Genomic DNA, 17,637 nt, shown 5'->3' with positions numbered 1-17,637 from the left:
CTCAATCTGACGCAGCTTCACGGCGTTGGCGGCTTGCGTTTACCATCGCACGCAACTCCTGGGCCGCAACCGCAATATCTTCGGCGGCGACCACTGCCGACACCACGGCAATCCCGTCAGGACCGGCAGCCATGACCTCAGACGCATTCGTGGCATTGATTCCGCCAATCGCCACGATTGGCAACGACACGTGCTGACGGATCAAGCGTAGACCATCTACACCAATCGGTGGTGCAGCATCCGGTTTGGTTGGTGTGGCAAAGATCGGCCCGACACCGAGATAATCGGCGCCGTCTTGCACCGCTTGCACAGCTTCAGCTAACGTATTCACCGAAATACCCAGGATTTTGTCAGGACCGATCAAGCGACGGGCCAACGCCGCCGGCATATCATCTTGACCGAGATGCACACCGTCGGCATCAACAGCTAACGCGACATCGAGGCGGTCATTGACAATCAATGGCACACCGGTGCGGCGCGTCAACTCACGCAAGACCTGAGCTTCGGCTACCATCTGTCGGGTCGGGGCCTGCTTTTCCCGATACTGCACTACCGTTGCGCCACCGGCAATTGCAGCCTCGATCACCGCTACATGCGAACGGCCACGGGAGAAACCGGCATCGGTAACGACATACAAACTCCAATCAACGGCTTGCCTGAGCGCCATATCCATTCCTCACAAGGCCGGTATGCTGGCACCGCACCACACATACCGACCACTCACGACTACGACTGCGCCACTGTCTTACTCTGTTCCGTACTGAGATCGACTACCCGCGCACCTGCCCGAATCTGATCGGTTGCGAGGTGATAGATCGCATCATAGAAGGCTACTTTAAAACTGGCCGGACCACGTGCCTGTGGTGCAGCCAGCTCAGCCGCCAAACCAAAACAAGCCAAGCCGGCAGCAGCGGCAAAGAGATAATCACGCTCGACTGCGGCAAAGGCGGCAATAACCGTTGTTGCCGAGCAACCGGTACCGGTCAGCGTCTTGAGCCATTCGTGACCATTATCAACCGCCAACACCCGCGATCCGTCGGTGACGAGATCGCGTCGTCCGGTCACGGCTACCACCGTGTGATACTGACGGGCCAGTGCCTGGGCAGCGGCCAGCGGATCATCGGCCTCAACGACCGCCTCAACCCCTTTCACGACACCACCCATCCCGGCTAAGGCACCGATCTCACCCGAATTTCCACGGATCACAGCAACCTGCAACGTCTCCAGCAGGCGGCGATTACTACTCGTGCGCAACGATGTTGCGCCAGCCCCGACCGGATCGAGTACAATCGGAATACCGAGTTCATTTGCCCGCTTGCCGGCAATGAGCATCGCCTCGATCCAATCTGGTGAAAGCGTACCAACATTCAGCACCAACGCTCCAGCAGCCGCCACCATCTCGGCCACTTCCTCTCGGTCGTGCGCCATCACCGGTAGCCCACCGATATGCAGGGTTACATTAGCCGTATCGTTCATTACGACAAAATTGGTAATGTGGTGAATGAGAGGGCGCTGCTGGCGCACCCGATCTCGCAACTCGGCGATCCGGTCATTGAACGTCATCACAACCTCCTTGCGCCAGTGAACGGACGAGCGCGGCGATAGGGGTAAAAAAACCGCCCTGCCGCGGCAGGACGGTTATACTCGATCGCACAGACTCAGATAGCGAGTCTGCGAACTGCTCCTCCCTCCGCTGGCATAACCCAGATCAGGTTCAGAGGGTCGGTACCGGTGGCAATAGCCAAAGGTACCCTCTCAGCCCGGCTCCCCCAGGCTCCCCTGGCATCCATGTTAGTCTCATCATAGCATGGATAGACGGCGTATGCAATTCCTACCGGCGACAGTTTGACGGCATTTTTACAGACTGGTATAATGCAGGCTTGACGTGAGCAATCTGTTCACGGATATGTTGTATTGTCGTCTAACTTGAGGAAAGTCGTTACGATGACGGTTGACCTGACGACAACCGTCATCGCTCACCAGACGAAGGAGTCGCGCTATCAGAGACCGGTTTCGCATCAACAATCGCATTCGCGCCCGTGAAGTCCGCCTGATCGACGAAAACGGTACGCAGGTCGGCATCGTCCCCTTACGCGAGGCGCTGGCAATGGCTGAGGAGCGGGGGTACGACCTCGTTGAGGTTGCACCCAATGCGGTTCCGCCGGTATGTCGTCTGCTCGATTACGGTAAGTTCCGTTACGAGCAGAGCAAGAAGGAGCGTGAAGCGCGCCGTAATCAGAAACAGTCGGAACTCAAACAGATCCGGCTGATGCCCAAAACCGATGATCACGATATCGCTGTTAAGGCGAATCAAGCGCGGCGCTTTTTGTTGGCCGGCGATAAAGTGAAGTTTAACCTGCGCTTCCGTGGCCGCGAAGTGGCTCACCCGGAAATCGGGCGCAAGATGCTCGATGAGATTGCCGAACAGTTAAGTGATATTGCTATCATCGAGCAAAAACCACTGATGGAAGGCCGCGTGCTTTCGATGTTGCTAGCACCGAACGCGAAGGTGCTGAAAGCAGCTCAGCAGGCCCAAAAGGCTGCTGCACAGCGCCAGGCTGCGGCAACAAGTGCTGCCCCTGCTCAAACCAGCAGCACAACATCTGACACGCCGCCTCCTGATGAGGAAGTTGAGGAGGATGAAGAAGCAGACGACCTTATCGATGAAGATTACGACGAAGACGATGAGATCATCGATGAGGAGTACGACGCAGATGAGGACGACGAGGACAACGAGGACGATGAGCGCGAGCGACGGCGACGGTAACTAATGCGAGACCGGCTTGCATATTGCCGATTCGGTCGCGGTAAAGGAGTTATTCATGCCAAAGTTGAAGATGAAGACGCACAAAGGTGCTAAAAAGCGCTTTAAAATAACGGCGTCAGGTAAGTTTCTGCAACAGCGTGGTGTGCGTGGCAATAAGCGCAATCGGCCTAGCCGCTCACAACGTGCGTGGGGTAAGGATCAACCCACCTCACCGGCTAATCGCCGGTTGCTGCAAGTAGCCTTGCCTTACGGCCTTGACTAAGCTTGTGGGCTACACCTTGCTCACAGTTCCTGTTACCGCAGAGTAGTATCTCTGCGAATTCGTTATACCAGCATGTTAATCGTTTGAGTTCGGATGTAGTTCAGGGTTCGGTTTGCCACCCCCTGACCTATCCGCTAAAGGAGAACAGATATGGCTCGTGTCAAGCGTGGCACAATGGTGCGTAAGCGCCATAAGAAACTGTTAAAACAGGCGAAGGGATACCGTGGCGCCCGCAGTCGCCACTATAAAGTGGCCCACGAAGCAGTGATGCACGCCCTCGCCGATGCTTACCGCGACCGGCGTCGGCGTAAGCGCGATTTTCGCCGCTTGTGGATTATGCGGATTAATGCCGCTGCGCGCCTTAACGGTACGACCTACAGCCGCTTGGTAAATGCGCTGAAGCAGGCTAACATCCAGATTGACCGTAAGATGCTGGCCGATCTGGCTGTGCGTGATCCGCAGGCGTTTAGCCGCATCGTGCAACAAGCGCAGGCAGCAGTTGCAGCCTAAGGTAAGTGACGTAAGACGTTCCGATACTCGATAGTTTACCGAGGTTTCAGGTAGCGAGCCGGTTGCTTGCTACCTAATTTTCTGTCATAACCATCGTCTGCAAAGTGTCTTTCACCGCCTTGCCGGCGAATGTGGGCCGATACCCGCATCACACCCACCAGGACCGGCACCGAGCGAGGCGATGGTGCACAAATCCTCTGTCTGTGGCATTCCCGTCGTATAATGGCGCTGTAGGAGACAACTTGGGTTAACACACTGTGATTACCAGCACCGCGAATCAACATGTGAAACGACTGCGTGCTCTGGCCGATACCACTCGACTTCGCCGACGTGAGCGTAGTTTCGTGATCGAAGGTGTCCGTCTTGTGAGCGATGCGTTGGCCGCCGGTGCCCATCTACAGGTAGTCTTGTATGCACCCGACCAATTAGCGACAACGGCAGCAGGTGCGACATTGCTTGCCCAGCTCCAAGACTTGCCACGCTGTTTCCCGGCCACTCCTGCTGTCGTCGCCGCTGCTGCCGATACCGAACAACCACAGGGAGTGGTTGCGGCGGTCGCCTGGCCCGACCTCCCACCTCGTCCCGGCCTCCGCCTCATACTCGACGAGATCCAAGATCCCGGTAACGTAGGTACCTTGCTGCGCTCGGCAGCCGCTGCCGGAGTAGGTCTTGTGATCTGTGCTCCCGGTACAGCCGACCCATTTAGCCCGAAAGTTGCCCGGGCGGCGATGGGAGCACATTTCATTGTGCCACTCCGCCTACTCCCATGGGACGACATTGCAACCGAATTGGCCGGCTACACGGTATACGCTGCCGATAGCGCTGCGCAACAGCCATACTACACTGTCGATTGGCGCCAACCGGCGGCATTGATCATCGGGAATGAAGCCCACGGTGTGAGCACCGCAGCGCGTACCCTTGCCCATTCCACCATTACCATCCCGATGGCCGGACCTATCGAATCGCTAAACGCCGGGGTGGCCGGCAGTATTATTCTGTTTGAAGCGCTTCGCCAGCAAACCATTCGCTCAGAACACCCGTTAGCTAACATACCTCATAACTAAGGTATAATAGCAACGCAAATACTGCCCGTATCACAAGCAAATGGTGCCGCATGACCACACTGCTCGATGAACTGACTACACTCGAACAAGAAGCACTTGACGCTCTCAACACCGTTACCGATCTGACAGCCCTCACCGAATGGAAGAGCCGCTTCATCGGTAAGCAGGGTCGTCTGACCCGCCTCAGCCGCAGTCTCGGTACCCTCCCTGTCGCCGAACGACCTTTGGCCGGCCAGCGTGTGAACTCGTTGCGTGAACAGTTAGAAGCAGCGTTCGCAGCCGCCAAAGAACGGTTGGAAGCCCAGGCGATTGCTGCTGAGTTGGCTGCTGAACGGATCGATATTACGATGCCCGGTCGCCGACCTGCTGTTGGGTATGTCCATCTCACCAACCAAATTTTGCGTCAAGTGCAGCAGATCTTCGCCGAAATGGGGTTTCAGGTTTGGGAAAGCCCTGAAGTTGAATACGATGCCTTTAACTTCAGCCTGCTCAATTTCCCCGACGATCACCCGGCCCGCGATATGCAAGACACGTTTTATGTTGAGATGCCGGCCGGTGCGCCATCGGTACTGTTGCGGACCCACACCTCTCCCGGCCAGATTCACGCGATGCGAAAGAATGCACCCAACCCGCTGCGCGTGCTGATCCCCGGCAAGGTCTATCGGAATGAACAAGTGACGGTGCGTAGCGAGATGATGTTCCACCAGTTTGAGTTTTTGGCAGTCGGTCGTCATGTGACGATGGCCGATCTCAAGGGAACATTGGGCTTCTTTGCCGAGCGTATGTTTGGGCCGGGTACGCAGGTGCGGCTACGCCCAAGCTACTTCCCCTTCACCGAACCAAGCGCCGAGATGGATGTGACCTGCTTCCTCTGCGGTGGAAAGGGCTGCCGGATTTGTAAGTATGCGGGCTGGCTTGAAATCGGTGGCTGTGGGATGGTGCATCCGAATGTGTTGCGCAACGGCGGTTACGATCCGGCTGAGTTTAGTGGCTTTGCCGGTGGGTTTGGCCCCGAACGGGTTGCAATGCTCAAATACGGCATCGATGACATCCGTTGGTTTTATAGTGGCGATCAGCGCTTTGTCGAGCAATTTGGGTAAGGTATGCGCCATGATGAGCTGAATCGAGCCATTCACGATCTGTATCGGGCCGAACACGAAGCGCTCGGCGAGCGTGGTGGTTATGAGTTACTGGAGCGAGCACGACAGTGGGATCTAGCACCCACCTTGGCTGCCGGTGGCGTGATCGTCTTTCCGCATGCCGGGGTAGCTGATTGTGGGTACCAGATTGCCGCCGCAGTTCACGCCTGCCTCGATAGCGGCGCCGACCGTGTATTGGTGATTAGTGTGCTGCATGCGTGGAACGATGAGATGGAACAGGCCCGCCGACGGGTAGCTGCCGGTGGTTCGCCTACTCACGAACGCTACTGGGGCATTCAGGGACCGGGTCTCGACCGTGGTAATGAATGGCAGCTTGACCATGCCCTTTACAGCTTCCGCTTCTTTTGGGATCTAGAAACTCGTCGCCGCGGTATTCGCGGGCCACAGGTGATCGAACGCTATCCCTATCTGGCCGGTGGTCATCCTGAAGCGTTGCCCGGTATCGACGAGCTGGTCGAACTGGCCCGTGATGCCGTCATCGTCTCTACCGCCGATCCCTTTCATCACGGTATCGGTTACGGCGATCCGCCTGAACAATCGCTTGCTCCCGAAGCCGGTGGTCTTGCCCTGGCTCGCCAAACCATTGAAGAAGGCATCCATTTACTCGCTGCCGGAGATTATTGGGGGTATAACCAACATTGTGTTCGCGCGAAAAGCGATGCCCGTGATGCGGGGCAGGTCTTCCGCTTCCTGCGCGGCCCCCTCCACGGCGAGATTCTCGATCTGGTGGCGAGTGATGCCACCCAACTGTACCAGACACCACCACCGACCTGGGTCGCTGCTTCGCTGATACGCTGGACGAAAGTAACTGCATGAACCGACATCGTTTGTGGCTATATACCGTTCTGTTCGCCGGTGTGCTGATCGCGTCAACGGCTTCGATCATGATCCGTTACGCGCAAGGGGCCGGTATGTCGTCGTTGAGTATTGCCGCCGGCCGACTTGGGCTGGCAGCACTCATCTTGACCCCGTTGGCCTTGAGTCGGGCCGGACACGAGATCCGTCAGCTTCGCCGACGTGATGTGCTCTTCGGTATGGGAGCCGGTGTCTTTCTGGCCATTCACTTCGCCAGTTGGATCAGCTCATTGGAGTATACTTCGGTTGCAAGCAGCGCGGCTCTGGTCTCGACAAACCCGCTCTGGGTCGGATTGGCATCGCTCTTTTTCTTTCGTGAACGTCTGCATTGGACGACGCTGCTCGGGATTGCCCTGACCCTCATCGGGACAATTGCCATCAGCGTGAGCGATAGTACCAATCTTGTACAAAGCAACCCACTGCTTGGGAACGCACTGGCGTTGATCGGTGCCATGACTGCGAGCGCTTACCTCCTGATCGGGCGCGATCTCCGCCGACGATTATCAGTCTTGGCCTACATTTGGCTCGTCTACACCAGTGCAGCCGTGGTGCTGATCGTGTGGGCTATCGTGACCGGTCAGCAATTCTTCGGTTTCTCACCGATCACCTACCTATTCATTCTTGGCCTGGCAGTTGGCCCGCAACTCCTTGGTCATACCGCTTTTAACTACGCGCTCAGCAGTCTGTCGGCGACCTACGTCGCGGTGGCTATTCTCGGCGAACCCATCGGCTCAACCCTGCTGGCCTTCTTCTTGTTCGGTGAGACACTGGCACTCTTACAGTTCGGCGGGATCGTGCTGCTGCTTAGCGGAATTGCGATAGCTTCCATCGCCGAACAGCGTGCTCCGTCTAGCACAACTCAACAACCTGCCGGTACATAGTAGTGGGTAAATAATGGAGAACACTATCCGTGTCTCCATACCCCGCGCGAATCACGTCGTCTGCCACGTGTGGTATCATAATGTTCTACACTATTGGTGTTGATGAGGTTTGGCCGTGTTCATCGGTCTTTCCGCTTTAAGTTTTAGCTATCGCTGTGGCCTGATCGGGCGTGGGACGGTGCGTGCCGTTAGTCATCCACTTGGTGTCGAAGATATCATCACTCTGGCAACCCGCGCCGGTCTGCAAAGTATTGAGTTTCCCCTCAGTATGCTACCCGATCTGTCGCCCAACCGGCTCAGTACACTCCGCGAGCGGTGCAATCGCTGTGGTCTCACACCGGTTGTTGATAGCGAGATTGTCGACATCGAACTGTTAAAGGCTCATATTCCGGCAGCGGCGATACTCGGTGCACACGTGCTGCGTGTCCTGATCAGCCCAGTACTTGAAGGGTATCGTCGTTCTTTCACCGACAACTGGTCGGCACATTTGGCCGATGTCACGACCCGTCTGCGTGCGGTGATCGATCTGGCCGCCGAACACAATATTGTGCTGGCAGTTGAAAACCATCAGGATGCAACGAGCGCCGATCTTGCTGCGATCTGCACCGCAGTCGATAGCCCCTTCATCGGTGTCTGCTTCGATGCTGTGAACTGCCTTGTTGTCGGTGAAACACCGTATACGGCGTTTGAACGGCTCGGCCCACTGATTCGGAATGTACATCTGGCCGATTATGAAACGTACCCCACCACCCAAGGTTGGCGACTCGTGCGTTGTGCGCTCGGCGAGGGCGACCTGGACATTCGTCGTCTGTTTGGCCTGATCGAGCAGTATGCGCCTGATGTCGCGTGTCAGATTGAGCTGGTCAGTCATAGTGCTCGTCACGTGCGTATTCTCGATGATGACTGGTGGCAAGGGTATCCGCCCTGCGATGTGCGTGAGGTGCTGCCGGTCTTGCGGCTGTTTGCCCAAACGATGCGCCTCCGTGACGATGACTGGCGCACGCCGTGGGAACGCGGTTCCGGTGAAGAGCAGATCAGTCTATACGAAGATCAACAGTACGCAACTTCAATCGCCTACCTGCGCACCATTGGGGTCTTACCTCGCTTGTAAAATCAGGACTAAAGACCTGTTGCTCGACATCATTCCAATCCGCCATGCTACAATCAACAGCAACAGGTAAGCCAAAGCACATCAAGGGTGACCAGCACCCTCAATGCTGCGTATTGTTCGTTGAGGCAAAGGATATGTACAGGCGCAGAGTATGGTGGATTGCGATTCTTCTGTTCATCGCAAGTATACTGCTATGGCCCAAAGTGAGTCTGGGGCAATCAGAAGTGACCGAGTTTTTTGTCGATACACTGGCCGATACAGCAGTCACGGATCTGAATAACCATTGTATCGACTCGCTCGCTAACAACAATTGTAGTCTGCGCCAAGCCATCGCCAAAGCAAACGCCACCTCCGGGACAAACCCGATCAGTATCAACTTCAACTTGATCACCGAAGGTACTGTAGGCACCCCTCCTTACGTCATTACGCTAACCGAACGACTGCCTCCGCTAACCCGACCAAACGTGGTGATTAGCGCCGATCTATCGTTTGGCACTCCACTGATTGCTATTAATGCCAACGGCGCCGATGCGGGTTTAGTACTGAACGGTGGTAATGCCACGATTGAAGGATTGGTCATCTATGGTGCTAGTAGCGATGCCGGAAGCTATCGCGGCAGTGGGATCTATATCAGCAGCGCCGGTAATACGGTGCGGAATTGCATTATTGGACTACAGCTTGATGGAACAGTGCCACCCGATGCCCAGCGGAATCGCAACGGCATCGTGATCATTGGCAGTGCGGCCCGTAATAATCAGATTGGTGATGTAACCAAACCGAATACGATTGCCGGTAATATCGCGAATGGGATTGTCATCACAAACGCTTCACAAAACACGATCAAGGCCAATCGGATCGGTGTGCTGTTCACAACCTCAACCGTCGCTCGATCGAACGGTGGGTACGGTATTCAGATTCTGAGCGACCTTACCATCGATCCTAATGCCCGAACTGAACTCAACATTGTCGGCGGCGCCACAAATGCTGAACGCAATATCATCGGTGCGAATTCATTGAGCGGTATTCTTATCGGCGGCACACAGACTTATACGACAACCATCAGTAGTAACCTTATCGGCGTAAATCTCGACGGTGAACCGGCGTTTGGTAACGGCGGCGATGGTATCCGGATCGAAGATGGCGCCCGAGGAACGATGATCGGCAGCCCTAACGTCACCCAACCGCTCGTGATCAGCGGTAACAACGGGTATGGAATACACGTGCGGAGTGGTGGTGGAGCGGCACCGGTGCAAACAATGATCAATGGGTATACAGTGATTGGGCTAAGTCGGAGCCGCACGAGCACCCGCCCGAACAACCAGGGTGGGATCCGATTTAGCGAAAGCACCGGCACGGCAACAATCGGCAGTGATAACGGAGATGTGCAGATCGGCGGTAACGGTGGACCAGGTATTTGGATCGGTAACGGGGTTGCTAACGCCACCATCACGCGCACGTTTGTCGGCGTTCTCCCCAACGTCACAACAACCTTTGTCAATAATGGCGGTATCCGGTTTGATGGTGTTGCTGAAGTGACAATGACCAGATCGGTCATTGCTGCCAACACCAATTATGATGTTCACATCAATAATGTGGGCCGGGTAACGCTCGACGGTAATATCATCGGTCTCAGTGCCGATGGTCGTACTGCACTCGGTAGTACGAGCGCCGGGATTACGGTAGTCAATAGCGCCAACGTAACCATCGGTGATAGTAGTGGAAATGTGATTGCAGCAACCAATGGCCCTGGGATCGAGATCGGTGGCACGACTAATCTAACCATTACTATTCGTGCTAATACCTTCGGGCTGCGCCGCGATACAACCGGTGATGCGTTTAGTGTTGCTGCCCCAAACAACGGCCCTGCAATTAGAGTCGGGAACAGCGCACAGATAACCATTGCCAACAATCTGATCGCCGGTGATGGTAGCAATACCGGTATTGAACTACATAATGTCGAGCAGGTAACCGTTCAGCAGAATCAAATCGGCTGGATCGCCGATCCGAACGGTGGGTCGAACCCGCTCCCTCGTCCGGCCAGGATTGGCATTGCCCTCACCAATGTGACAACGGCTACCCTCGCTGCCAATCAAATCCGCCTCAACGCAGATGATGGGATTCAACTGACTCATTCATCCGCCATCACCATCAACAATAATAACGTCATTGAGCAGAACAACGGAGATGGAGTTCAAGTTGGCGGTACGAGCCTCGGTGTTACCATCACGACCAATCGATTACGCGCTAACACCGGTTACGGCGTCCGCGTTACCGACAACGCCCGCCGCGTCAGTATTACACAAAATCAGATGGCGGCCAATACGCTGGGCGGGATCGCGTTGGTCAATACAACGTTGTACAACGGCACACTACCTGATCCTGATCAGAACCTCGACCGGCCAAACCATAGCATCGATCCGCCGTTTAACCTCCAGCTCTTCCAAGACGGTGGTGTGAGTGGGAATGTCTTTACCAGTACTGCCGAACAGGAAGCAAATCTTGAGCCGGTATCGGCATGTGTTAGTTGTTCCATCCAAATTTACAGCACCGATCCCGATCTACCGACACCGGACGAGCAAGGTTGGCAGCAACTCGCTAATGTCAGTGTGAATGGGGCCGGTGCATTCAGCACACTTCTTAGTCCGCCACCACAGAGCTATCGTCAGCTCGTCTTCGCGGCTACCGACCAATTCGGTAATACTTCAGTCTTCCGTTCCTTCACACCGGTCTTTGATCTACGACTGATTCCAATCGATCCGATTGAACAGAGTGCTGCTCCCGGTAGCACCATCAACTACCGACTACGGATCGAAAACCACGGAAACCTTGGCGTTAATCGGATCCGGCTTACCACAACCGGAACCCTCAGCGGGTGGACAGCGACCGTCGCGCCGAGCGAACGCTTTACCCTCTTGCCTGGTGCCAGCCAGCTCCTTACCGTTACCCTCACGCTGCCGACGGGTTCTCATCCATCGGTGCAAGTACCGATTACCGACACGACAACCCTCTCGCTAACGGCGCCGGCTCTCAATCCGATTACACAAACCCTCACTACCACCGTCCAGGCTCTACCGGTACTCATCGCCGATCCGGTTAATAGTACAGCGACCGTTCTCCCTGCCGACACGTACATCTACCACCACCGCATCACTAACAATGGTAATGTGACGGTGCCGGTTGACGTTAGTGCCGCTACCGCCGATCCGATTGGACTAGACACCTACAACACCACTGTGTTGACACCGACGGTTACATTAGCGCCGGGAGCCAGCGCCGAGATTGCAGTTCGTATCACTGTACCGTCAGCCGCCCAGACTACCGACCCCGACGGTAATCCGCTACGGGCCACAACCGTGATTACCGCTACCCCACGTGGCTTCGGCGCACAAACCATCACGATGAGTGACACAACCAGCGTCGGGTTACGGTATGGGGCCGAATTACGCAGCAGCTATGAACAAGACGTGCAAGCTGGTCGCGAGGTCGTCTTCTTGCACACGCTGCGCAATACCAGCAATGGCCGCGCAACCTTCCAACTCAATTTTGCCGCCAGCCGTGGCAGTACAATGGTAGCCTTTGAGTCAGGAACGAGTGGTGTTACGATCAGCGGCAATACGGTGACACTCGACAACATCGCCGGCGCCGGTCGGATTAATCAGATTACGTTACGTGTCCGAGTACGGATCAGTGAATTGATTTTGCCCGGTAGCCGCGAAACGTTACGCATTTGGGCATCAATCCCCGGTTCGACTGAACCGCTGAGCGGGGCAGAAGTTCAGAATACAGCAATTGTCCGCGACTCATCAGGCGTCTTGGTACCGGTAGTCTGGATTCCGCTCATACTCCAGTAGGAATGGCCCTATGCACCGTCATCTGCACGTTGCCATCCTGATAATTATCTTGATCGGCTTGTTGCCTACAACCAAACCGGTCTACGCCGCTGCATTTGTAGTTAACTCACTGGCCGACACCGACGACGGGACTTGTACCACCAGTGCCAACGGATGTACACTGCGCGAAGCTATCAATGCCGCGAACAGTAATGGTATCCCCGACACGATCACCTTTAGCGTGAGCGGAACGATCTACATCCAAAACGCCGGGCTACCACCACTAACCGAAGGCAATACCACGATTGACGGTGGCAATGGGCATACGGTGGTCATCAGCGGCGAACAGTTGCGTGACGCTAACGATACCCCGATCCCAGCGCATGGTTTGGGCATCGCATCCAATAACAACGTTATTCGCGGACTGGTGATTATCCGCTTTAGTCGCGGTACCAGTGTCGGCGGTGCCGGTATTTACCTGTATAACAATGCGCAGAACAATCTGATCGCTAATAACTGGATCGGCCATCTGAACGGTTTGCCTGAACCGAACACGGGGTATGGTATCCTCGTCGATGGTGGCGCAAGCAATAACCGGATCGGAACCGGTGATCCGTCTGATCGTAATGTCATAAGTGGTAATGTCATTGCCGATATTTCGATTGGTAATACCACGAGCACTGCCTTCGTTAGTGGTAACCAAATCCTTGGCAACTACATCGGCACGACCGTTGCCGGCGATGCCGCCCTACCGGTCACACCGTTAACGACAAACCTCGGTGGTATCGCTATTGAGCAATATGCCCGCGACACCATTATCAGTGGTAATGTGATCGGTGGTTATCTCGGTTCCAACGCTGCCGGTATTGTGCTCTTTAGCAACTCGACAAGCGCCGGCTCGCCCAGCATTCCACGTACTACCCGGATTACCGGCAACTGGATCGGCGTTACACCTACCGGTACGGTTATTGCCAACCGGATCGGTATTTTAGTTTCGGGCGGCGCTGTGTACGGTGCAATCGACACGGTGATCGGTGATCCAATTGACCCGGTGGGTGGGCGAAATTATATTAGCGGCAACACCAACGGCGGGATTGTGATCAGCGATACCCAATTCGCGACCGGCCCTATGACTATTGTCGGGAACTGGATCGGTGTTGCCCTCAATGCAGGTGGTAATCCCTTCCCGGTCGGTAACGGCACGATCAATCAAGTGAACGGTGGTGAAGGTGTTTTCGTTGGACGCAACAGTGTAAACACCGTTATCGGGCCGGGCAACGTGATTGTCGGTGCGCGCACGAATGCGATCCGCATTCGATCCGGTAACACGATTGTGCGGGGCAACTATCTGGGTACCGATCCAACTGGTTCCCAAACAACCACCACCACTATCAACCAACCAACTGTTGGCTACGGTACTGGTGACGCCACGGTCTATATTGAGAACGGTAGTAATTCGCAGATCGGCGGACCCAACCCGTCCGACCGTAATGTGATCGCCGCCGGTAACTTTGCTTATACCGGATCGGGGGCAGCGGTATTGATCGAACCATGCACTACCTGTACCGCTAACAGCAACATCGTAGAGGGGAACTATCTCGGTGTGCGGGCTGATGGTAACGGCATCCTTGCCAGCAGCATTGTTGCCGAGAGTGAAGGATTACGACTAAGTGGCGTCAGTAATACGACAGTACGTAACAATCTCATTGGTGGCGTCGACCGCGGCATCAATATACGTAATAATGCGAGTAGTAATCTGATCGTTGGTAACCGTATCGGTGTCCGCGCTTCGAGTAGCGAGACACCGGGAAGTGGTACGACTACTCGTAAAGATGGTATCCAACTCAATAGTGGTAGTAATAATCGAATTGAAAATAACCTTATCGCCTTTACCGGCCAGGCTAATGTAAACCCCTTCAGTACCGCTCACGGCATTACCGTTAACAGTAGCAACAACCAACTAATCGGCAACCGATTGGTGCGCAATGGTCGGTTAAGTTTCGGTCATGGTATCTTTGTCGCCAACAGTATTTCGGGAGTATTGATCTCGCGCAACACGACCCAAAATAACGAAGGTGACGGTATTAGCCTTGGTAGTGGAGCTAACGGTGGGTTAGTCGCGCCAACCTTCAACCCGATTACCGCCGGTTCGCCAATTGTCACCGGATCGACGGGCTGCGGAGCAAACTGCGTAGTCGAAATCTTTACCACCAGCGCCAGTATTACCGACCGCGATCGGGAGGGGCCGGTCTTCTTGACCAGCGTTACGACGACAACCGGCGGCAGTTTCAGCGCCAACGTTACCGGTTGTCTTGGTTATATCACCGCTACCGTCCACAATCCGACAACCGGCAATAGTTCACCGTTCTCCAACGCGCTCAACGTCAGTGCCACCGATGCCTGTGCCACACCAACCGCTACGCTCACCGTGACCGGTGGCAGTAGTCGGGTTGTGAGTATCGGTAGCACATCGACGTACACGTTGACTCTTAGCCATACTGCATCGGTCACCCGTACCTATACCTTAAACCTTACCAGCGATCGCGGCTGGACGAGCGGTCCCGCTCTGGTCGAGGTGCCACCCCAAGGCAGCACCGAGATACTGATCGGCGTTCTCGTGCCGTTTACAGCGGCAGCCGGTGATACCGACACCACGACTGTTACCGCACGCAGCGATCAAACGGTCTCGAACAGTATCACCCTAACGACCGTTGCCCAAGCCGCGACCATTACTCCCGCGCAACCGGTAGTCTCGCCCGGTTACATTATCGAACGCAGCGGGAATACGATCACTTTTACCCATACTGTGACCAATACCGGCCAGTTGACCGGTAATCTCAGCGTGATCCGACCTGACGGCAGCAGCGGCTTACCGGCATTCAGCGGTACGCCACCGACCGGATGGAGTATTGTTTCGGCTACATTCGGCAGCACAACACTGACTGCCGGTGCCACGACGACACTCACCATTGTCGTCAATGTACCGGATAGTGGAACCCTCATTGCCGGTGATTACCCGTTTGCATTCCGCGTGCGCGCGGTGAGTCAGCAGGGCACGCAGATCTTCACGGAGCAGAGCGATCCGCCGACGACCGATACTGTGCGCGTTCCGGTGGTGCGCAGCTTCGAGTTTACTGCTCTGGACCCAACCACCCGCCAATTGACACCGGGCAGTTCGGTTGAGTTTAGCTATGTGCTGACCAACACCGGCAACTTTACCGATACCTTTCTCATCACACCACCGACCGGCACAACTCCCGCTTCCAGCCTGACGTTTGCCGCCGCCCCAGCCAGCAACTTCATCTTGGCCGCCGGACAATCGCGCCCGATCACTCTCACCGTTACCGCTGGCGCCAGTGAGCCGGTTGGCTTCTACAACTTTACCGTCCAAGCCGGTGTCACCAGCGGCGCTAACCCGCCAGCCAACCGCACGGCGACTGGCACGGCGCAGGTCATCGGCGGCGGCACGCCGATCTTTGTGGGTACGCCAATCGTGGCCCCTAACCCGGTTGATCCCGGTGCGACGGCAACGATCACTATCACCGTGCGCAACGGCGGCAATGCGCCGGCCCCGTTTGATTTTGAGCAAACCTTACCTACCGGCTGGAACCTCGCCGGTAGCAGCACCACCTGCCCCTCGCCAGTGCCGACCAATAGCAGCACCTGTACATACACCTTACAAGTAGATGTGCCAGCGACGGCTGATGGCGGCGATACGCTAATCGAAGTGCGTGCAATTGCCCGTAACGGCGGCCAGACCCCGCCTGCACCCGATAGCACGGCGAGTACAACCGCCACGGTAACGGTGACGACGATCCGCAATCTGAGCTTCGCGCCCACCCCGCTCAATGCGAATGCCGATCCGGGGGCAACCGTCACCTTTACCCACACCTTGACCAACACCGGCAATGCACCCGACCGCTTCACCCTCAGCCTCAGCGGGTTACCGAGCGGCTGGACGGCGACGGTCGATCCGGTGGCGACGCCTATCCTTGCGCGTAATGCCAGTATCACGGTGACCGTGCAGATCACGGTTCCAACCGGCATCGCCGCCGGCGCAACCGCAACCGCCGCCATCCGCGCCACCTCGCAAGGCAATCCGACAGTATATGCCGATGTTGCTGATAGCGTCACCGTCAATGCGGTGAACGGAGCTGTACTCTCGCCGGGCACAACGGTGAACAGTACGCCGGGCGCAACCGTTGTCTTGACCCACACCCTCCAGAACAGCGGCTCAACCACTACTGCCTATGATTTGGCCGCCCAGAGTGCCGATCCCGGTTGGTCAGCACCGGTCATCGAACCGGTCACCACGCCCGTCCTCACGCCGGGAAGCAGTATGCTCATTACGGTGACTGTCACTGTCCCTGCCACCGCACCACCCGGTACCAGCAATCTGATCACCGTTACTGCCCGCGCCACCGGCGACACAACCATACTGGCAAGCGCCGAGCACACCATCCAAGTCGGTGCTTTACGGAATGTAGTAATCGAACCAGAACGTAACGTGATCGCATTACCCGACATGACTACCGTCATTACGCACACGGTACGCAACATCGGTTTCAGCGCCGATTCGTACACTATTACCGCACTTCAAGGCGACGGATTAAGCGCCATTGCGACACCGAACCAAATTGATTTAGGACCGGGTGAAAGTCGTGAAATTGCGGTCTTGTTAACCTTACCAGCAGGTCTTGCTGCCGATACCGTGCTGAGCAATTTGCGAGTCACTGCTATCTCTCGCAGTGATCCGTCGGTCAAAGCAAGTGTGCTCGATCGGGTGAGGGTAGGGCTGGTAACCGGTGTCGTACTGAGCAGTGACCGTCTACGTGGCATCCCGTCTGGGATCAACCGGCTCACTTTTAGTGGGATCGAACTCGAAAATCTGGGCAATGCGCTCGACACCTTCGATCTGACAGTGAGTGGGCTGGATAGTAGGTTCGGGGTGACGGTGATCCCCAACGAAATTACCCTCAACGGCGGCCAACGCGATGTTGGGATCAGGGTCATCGTCAACCTCCCGCCGATCCAGCCGGCAGCACTGCGCCACGACCTGGTGCTCACTGCGACATCGCGGCGCGATCCGTCACAACAGAGTAGGATTCGGCTTTCAATGATCTATCTCTATCGGGCAGATATGTTTGGCGAACCGATCTTTATACCACTGGTAAGTCGCTAAATCATCAATTGGAAA

At 55.9% G+C, this 17,637-nt stretch carries 12 protein-coding genes and 1 riboswitch; of the genes, 10 read left to right on the top strand and 2 right to left on the bottom strand.

Features of this window, described 5'->3' with window-relative positions; all coding sequences use genetic code 11:
- Position 1 precedes the first annotated feature (1 nt).
- Both thiE and thiM read right to left on the bottom strand, forming a co-directional pair.
- Positions 2 to 667: a thiamine phosphate synthase gene (thiE, locus tag AC01ZF_RS04210; RefSeq protein WP_424674496.1), complete on the bottom strand. Its 666-nt coding sequence runs from the start codon at positions 665 to 667 to the stop codon at positions 2 to 4.
- 59 nt (positions 668 to 726) lie between these two features.
- Positions 727 to 1,563, bottom strand: coding sequence for a hydroxyethylthiazole kinase (gene thiM, locus AC01ZF_RS04205; protein ID WP_424674497.1), 837 nt, complete (start codon positions 1,561 to 1,563; stop codon positions 727 to 729).
- Between the two features lie 105 nt (positions 1,564 to 1,668).
- A riboswitch (TPP riboswitch) is annotated at positions 1,669 to 1,791 on the bottom strand.
- 208 nt (positions 1,792 to 1,999) lie between these two features.
- Here thiM and infC point away from each other — a divergent pair.
- The 10 genes from infC (at position 2,000) to AC01ZF_RS04155 (ending at position 17,622) form a co-directional block, all read left to right on the top strand.
- Positions 2,000 to 2,767 carry a translation initiation factor IF-3 gene (infC, locus tag AC01ZF_RS04200; RefSeq protein WP_476575153.1) on the top strand — a complete coding sequence of 256 codons (768 nt, stop codon included), beginning with the start codon at positions 2,000 to 2,002 and terminating at the stop codon, positions 2,765 to 2,767.
- Between the two features lie 55 nt (positions 2,768 to 2,822).
- Positions 2,823 to 3,029 (top strand): large ribosomal subunit protein bL35, encoded by a 207-nt coding sequence (locus AC01ZF_RS04195; RefSeq protein WP_287904413.1) that lies wholly within the window; start codon positions 2,823 to 2,825, stop codon positions 3,027 to 3,029.
- Between the two features lie 150 nt (positions 3,030 to 3,179).
- Entirely contained in the window at positions 3,180 to 3,539 is a 360-nt protein-coding gene (gene rplT / locus AC01ZF_RS04190; protein ID WP_287904416.1) for a 50S ribosomal protein L20, read from the top strand.
- Between the two features lie 284 nt (positions 3,540 to 3,823).
- On the top strand, positions 3,824 to 4,603 hold the full coding sequence (locus AC01ZF_RS04185) for a TrmH family RNA methyltransferase (RefSeq protein ID WP_424674498.1): 780 nt from the start codon (positions 3,824 to 3,826) through the stop codon (positions 4,601 to 4,603).
- Between the two features lie 50 nt (positions 4,604 to 4,653).
- Positions 4,654 to 5,703, top strand: coding sequence for a phenylalanine--tRNA ligase subunit alpha (gene pheS, locus AC01ZF_RS04180; protein ID WP_424674499.1), 1,050 nt, complete (start codon positions 4,654 to 4,656; stop codon positions 5,701 to 5,703).
- A 3-nt stretch (positions 5,704 to 5,706) separates the two neighbouring features.
- Positions 5,707 to 6,579 (top strand): hypothetical protein, encoded by an 873-nt coding sequence (locus AC01ZF_RS04175; protein WP_424674500.1) that lies wholly within the window; start codon positions 5,707 to 5,709, stop codon positions 6,577 to 6,579.
- Positions 6,576 to 7,499, top strand: a complete 924-nt coding sequence (locus tag AC01ZF_RS04170; protein WP_424674501.1) for a DMT family transporter — start codon at positions 6,576 to 6,578, stop codon at positions 7,497 to 7,499. The genes AC01ZF_RS04175 and AC01ZF_RS04170 overlap by 4 nt, the downstream gene beginning before the upstream one ends.
- 115 nt (positions 7,500 to 7,614) lie before the next feature.
- A complete protein-coding gene (locus tag AC01ZF_RS04165) occupies positions 7,615 to 8,610 on the top strand; it encodes a sugar phosphate isomerase/epimerase family protein (RefSeq protein WP_424674524.1) in 996 nt (331 codons plus the stop codon).
- Positions 8,611 to 8,834: 224 nt separating this feature from the next.
- Complete coding sequence (locus AC01ZF_RS04160) at positions 8,835 to 12,461, top strand: beta strand repeat-containing protein (RefSeq protein WP_424674502.1); 3,627 nt, start codon at positions 8,835 to 8,837, stop codon at positions 12,459 to 12,461.
- A 10-nt stretch (positions 12,462 to 12,471) separates the two neighbouring features.
- Positions 12,472 to 17,622, top strand: coding sequence for a beta strand repeat-containing protein (locus AC01ZF_RS04155; RefSeq protein ID WP_476575138.1), 5,151 nt, complete (start codon positions 12,472 to 12,474; stop codon positions 17,620 to 17,622).
- Positions 17,623 to 17,637 lie beyond the last annotated feature (15 nt).

Source organism: Chloroflexus sp. (assembly GCF_056331925.1).
This window is presented reverse-complemented; position numbering and strand designations above follow the sequence as displayed.

What these genes read in the sequence shown, in the direction of transcription:
- thiE (WP_424674496.1), bottom strand. Translation starts at nt 667, where the DNA reads ATGGCGCTCAGGCAAGCCGTTGATTGGAGTTTGTATGTCGTTACCGAT.
- thiM (WP_424674497.1), bottom strand. Translation starts at nt 1,563, where the DNA reads ATGACGTTCAATGACCGGATCGCCGAGTTGCGAGATCGGGTGCGCCAG.
- AC01ZF_RS04195 (WP_287904413.1), top strand. Translation starts at nt 2,823, where the DNA reads ATGCCAAAGTTGAAGATGAAGACGCACAAAGGTGCTAAAAAGCGCTTT.
- rplT (WP_287904416.1), top strand. Translation starts at nt 3,180, where the DNA reads ATGGCTCGTGTCAAGCGTGGCACAATGGTGCGTAAGCGCCATAAGAAA.
- pheS (WP_424674499.1), top strand. Translation starts at nt 4,654, where the DNA reads ATGACCACACTGCTCGATGAACTGACTACACTCGAACAAGAAGCACTT.
- AC01ZF_RS04175 (WP_424674500.1), top strand. Translation starts at nt 5,707, where the DNA reads ATGCGCCATGATGAGCTGAATCGAGCCATTCACGATCTGTATCGGGCC.
- AC01ZF_RS04170 (WP_424674501.1), top strand. Translation starts at nt 6,576, where the DNA reads ATGAACCGACATCGTTTGTGGCTATATACCGTTCTGTTCGCCGGTGTG.
- AC01ZF_RS04155 (WP_476575138.1), top strand. Translation starts at nt 12,472, where the DNA reads ATGCACCGTCATCTGCACGTTGCCATCCTGATAATTATCTTGATCGGC.